General features: G+C 45.1%; 4 protein-coding genes. 2 read left to right on the forward strand and 2 right to left on the reverse strand.

Annotated elements, in window-relative coordinates:
* The first annotated feature begins 18 nt into the window (after positions 1 to 18).
* Together panD and PX482_RS20390 are read left to right on the forward strand one after the other, a co-directional pair.
* Positions 19 to 438, forward strand: a complete 420-nt coding sequence (gene panD / locus PX482_RS20385) for an aspartate 1-decarboxylase (protein ID WP_002758245.1) — start codon at positions 19 to 21, stop codon at positions 436 to 438.
* A gap of 74 nt (positions 439 to 512) precedes the next feature.
* Positions 513 to 1,700, forward strand: coding sequence for a TRC40/GET3/ArsA family transport-energizing ATPase (locus PX482_RS20390; RefSeq protein ID WP_002758246.1), 1,188 nt, complete (start codon positions 513 to 515; stop codon positions 1,698 to 1,700).
* A 143-nt stretch (positions 1,701 to 1,843) separates the two neighbouring features.
* Here the strand turns inward: PX482_RS20390 and PX482_RS20395 are convergent, their stop codons facing one another.
* Positions 1,844 to 2,596: a cobalt-precorrin-6A reductase gene (locus PX482_RS20395; protein ID WP_002758247.1), complete on the reverse strand. Its 753-nt coding sequence runs from the start codon at positions 2,594 to 2,596 to the stop codon at positions 1,844 to 1,846.
* A gap of 38 nt (positions 2,597 to 2,634) precedes the next feature.
* Positions 2,635 to 2,772 (reverse strand): hypothetical protein, encoded by a 138-nt coding sequence (locus PX482_RS20400; protein WP_288025502.1) that lies wholly within the window; start codon positions 2,770 to 2,772, stop codon positions 2,635 to 2,637.
* Positions 2,773 to 2,798: the final 26 nt, after the last annotated feature.

Genomic DNA, 2,798 nt, shown 5'->3' on the forward strand with positions numbered 1-2,798 from the left:
GGAAATAGGACAAAATACATGGGAACAATTCGATTAATGCACGCCAAACTCCATCGAGTGCGCGTCAGCGAGGCTAACGTCGATTATGTCGGCAGTATCACTATCGATCGAGAATTGATTGAGCGGGTCGGCATTTTGCCGCTTGAAGAGGTGGATGTGGTCAATCTTAGCAATGGTAAGCGCTTTTCCACCTACGTTTTTCCGGGCCAAACTGGGGAAATTTGCCCCAACGGTGGTGCGGCGCTGCTCTGTCAACCCGGAGATATTTTGATTATCTATGCCTACGAACAACGTCCGAGGCAAGAAGTTCTCGAAAACGGTCATTTTGCCAAAGTTCTCGTCGCTGATGCTGAAAATCGCTGTCAGCAATTTTTTGAACAGAGCTTAATTCCCCGGGGTGATGGTCAGGGAGTGGAATTCTATAGCCAAGAATGCTGATTCTTGTCCTCAATTTGTTAACTTTCCCGTCATAATAAGAATAAGTAATGTAAATTTTCTTAGAATCAGCCCCCATGCGTGTAATTCTCATGACTGGTAAAGGAGGCGTGGGTAAAACCTCCGTCGCCGCCGCTACAGGACTCCGCTGCGCCGAACTTGGCTATAAAACGCTAGTTCTCAGCACCGATCCCGCTCACTCTCTCGCTGACAGTTTCGATCTCGAATTAGGTCACGATCCTCGTTTGGTACGTCCCCATCTTTGGGGGGCAGAATTAGACGCACTAATGGAATTGGAAGGCAACTGGGGCGCAGTAAAACGTTACATTACTCAGGTATTGCAAGCTAGGGGTTTAGATGGAGTGCAAGCGGAAGAATTAGCGATTTTACCCGGAATGGATGAGATTTTCGGCTTAGTTCGCATGAAACGCCATTACGATGAGGGTACTTATGATGTGTTGATTATCGATTCCGCACCTACGGGGACAGCTTTACGATTGCTGAGTTTGCCAGAAGTGGGCGGTTGGTACATGAGAAGATTTTACAAACCTTTACAGGGAATGTCGGTGGCATTGCGACCACTGGTGGAACCTTTTTTTCGACCGATCGCTGGTTTTTCCCTACCGGACAAGGAAGTTATGGATGCTCCCTACGAGTTTTATGAGCAGATTGAGGCCCTAGAAAAGGTTTTGACCGATAATACTCAAACCTCGGTCCGTTTGGTGACAAACCCCGAAAAAATGGTGATTAAGGAGTCTTTACGCGCCCATGCCTATCTAAGTCTCTATAATGTTTCCACCGATTTGATTATTGCTAATCGGATTATTCCCGACAAAGTAACCGATCCTTTCTTTGCTCGTTGGAAAGAAAATCAACAGGGTTATAAACAGGAAATTTACGATAATTTTCATCCTTTACCAGTTAAGGAAGTTCCTCTCTACTCCGAAGAAATGTGTGGTTTACCCGCTTTGGAAAGACTGAAAGAAACTCTTTTTGCTGGGGAAGATCCGACGAAGGTTTATTACCAAGAAAACACTATTCGGGTAGTTCAACAGGAAAATCATTACAGTCTGGAATTATATTTACCCGGCATACCCAAGGAACAAATACAGCTAAATAAAACTGGAGACGAGTTAAATATTCGCATCGGTAATCACCGTCGTAATTTAGTCTTACCCCAAGCTTTAGCAGCCCTGAAACCTTCCGGAGCAAAAATGGAAGATGATTACCTGAAAATCTCTTTTAGCAACGTGGTGAAAGTGTGATTTTCCTAGATTGGGTGGGGAAGTGGGGAGTGGGGAAGTGGGGAAGTGGGGAATTTCAACTAAAACCCTAAAACCCTAAAACCCCATCACCAGACAATTGACTTTTTCAACAAACCTTACCGATGATTTTCCCAGAAAAATCATCAGAGCCATCTTTTTTCTAACCATGCCAGGACACTTTCAACATCCGCCACTTTTTCTCCTTCAGGTACAGGTGGACGTTGTACCATGACCACGGTTATTCCCAACTCTCTAGCGGCGATAATTTTGGCGTAAGTGGCATCACCGCCGCTATTTTTACTCACGATCGCCCCAATCTTATATTCTTGTAAAAGAGAGCGCTCTGACTGCAAGGAAAAAGGCCCCCGTTCCAATAATAATTTTCCAACTGGCACGATGGCATCTGGTTCCGGAGGGTCAATCATCCGCATCAAAAACCAGATATTTTTTAGATGTGCATAACTTGCCAGTTCTTGCCGACCAATAGTGAGAAATATCCGCGGCGCTAACCCAGGTAAAATATTCGCCGCAGCTTGATTGTTTTCTACTTCAATCCAATTATCTCCAGATACTTTTTCCCAAGCTGGACGACTTAACATTAATCGAGGAATACCACAATCCGAGGCGGCTTGAGCGGCATTAAAGGAAATTTGCGCGGCAAAGGGATGGGTGGCATCAATTAAACAATCAATGCCTTCTTGCCGCAGATAATTGGCTAACCCAGTGGCACCACCAAACCCCCCCCGGCGAGAAGGAGTTGTGAGAGTAATCGGTTCTCTCGTGCGACCGGCAAAGGAAGCGATGGCATCTATACCCGGAATTGCCGCAATTTTAGCCGCTAATGCCGCCGCTTCCCCCGTTCCCCCTAAAATCAGCACTCTTTTATTTTTAGTCATCCAGCAATCGCCAAAAGGTTAACTAATTTTCCATCTTCCTATCTTGCCTTGCAAAGGAAAGATATTGGGTTCTTCGTTACTTGGTATGGTTCGATAGGGGGGCATAAATCGACTAAATCCTTATCTGGCAAGAGACTTAATTGATTAGTTCGCTCTAGAGCAAAAACAATTGACAAAAATCGCTAAATGCCTTTCTCTATAA

The sequence above is a fragment of the Microcystis sp. M53602_WE12 genome, assembly GCF_030065455.1.
Lineage (GTDB): Bacteria > Cyanobacteriota > Cyanobacteriia > Cyanobacteriales > Microcystaceae > Microcystis > Microcystis aeruginosa.

Bases quoted from the DNA above. Each gene is read 5' to 3' on its own strand.
- panD (WP_002758245.1), top strand. From the start codon at position 19: ATGGGAACAATTCGATTAATGCACGCCAAACTCCATCGAGTGCGCGTC.
- PX482_RS20390 (WP_002758246.1), top strand. From the start codon at position 513: ATGCGTGTAATTCTCATGACTGGTAAAGGAGGCGTGGGTAAAACCTCC.
- PX482_RS20395 (WP_002758247.1), bottom strand. From the start codon at position 2,596: ATGACTAAAAATAAAAGAGTGCTGATTTTAGGGGGAACGGGGGAAGCG.